Origin of the sequence: Bradyrhizobium sp. NAS80.1 (assembly GCF_001908205.1) — a bacterium.
Taxonomy (GTDB): Bacteria; Pseudomonadota; Alphaproteobacteria; order Rhizobiales; family Xanthobacteraceae; genus Bradyrhizobium.
In genome coordinates this window covers 1-973 of record NZ_LGHL01000413.1, presented here as the reverse complement: position 1 = coordinate 973, position 973 = coordinate 1, and the positions used below count along the sequence as shown (strand labels likewise).

The following is a 973-nucleotide window of genomic DNA, read 5'->3' as shown; positions in this document are numbered from 1 at the left end:
TCACGAGCATGGTGACACCCAAAACGCGTTCCGAAAAGCGGAAACATGCAATTGTCGTCCTCGTTCGCAGCGATCGAGGCTTGCTCTGGACGATGAGTAGAAGCCCGGATCGGCATTCCACTTCCCTTCCACCAGGCCGTGAACCCATAAAACTGCCGGGCGGATCGATTGCCAGAGTCCGCTATGCGCCGATAGCGACCACATTCCGCAACGCAGCCAAATGACGCGATGGGCCACAAGCGGACTGTCTCCATCAATCCTTTGGCCTACTCTCGGGGGACTTTGACCGACGGGCCGAAACACATCTCGCAAGGCGAAACCTGTTCGCATTCGACACGATCAGTTGGCCGAAGCGGCCGATAAACGCCCTCTCTGAGGTATTCCGTCCCCTTGTAGTCCTCTTCTCTATTTATGCCTCCTAACATACCCGCTCCGTGCCGTGAGAAGGTAACTGCAAACTGGTTCCAGTCTCGCCATTGTCCTTTCTTATCTTTGTGCTTTAACAGTCCGCAAACTCGTGTTGGTTCTGAACTCGAACGAGTAAGCCCCTCAGCACTACTCCTGATGAGGCGTCCGTTAGGCCCATCAACTTGACACGCAGCTCATCGAAGAGTTGACGCTGCTCTTCCGACGTCAGAACTTGTCGAGACCAGTCCGCAAAATGAAGCGGAACGCTCGGGATGAGATACTTGTCTGCGATAAGGTAACCTTCCGCAACCAAAACGGCGGATATGACCGCCAAAATAAACCATTTAGCTTTCATTCCGACATCTCACCTCAAGCGTGCATTTATGCAAGCTGCACCCGCCAGCAGTATTAATGCTTGGAAAAAGGTATTGTCGCGTCGTGGTGGTGAGGTCGGCTACGGGTCTTGGCTGTGTGAAAACGCCAAGGCGCTTGAGCGCGATAGAAGAAGTTATTCGTCCAAGGCGGTTCTAGCGCTTAGGCTAGCACGTGGCTTCAACTTAGACGA

At 53.4% G+C, this 973-nt stretch carries 1 protein-coding gene; it reads left to right on the top strand.

The genetic code is table 11. The features are described 5' to 3' along the window. Window positions 1-731 precede the first annotated feature (731 nt). Window positions 732-973: hypothetical protein (locus tag AC629_RS48090; RefSeq protein ID WP_210419240.1), on the top strand; the 242-nt coding region annotated here is incomplete at its 3' end.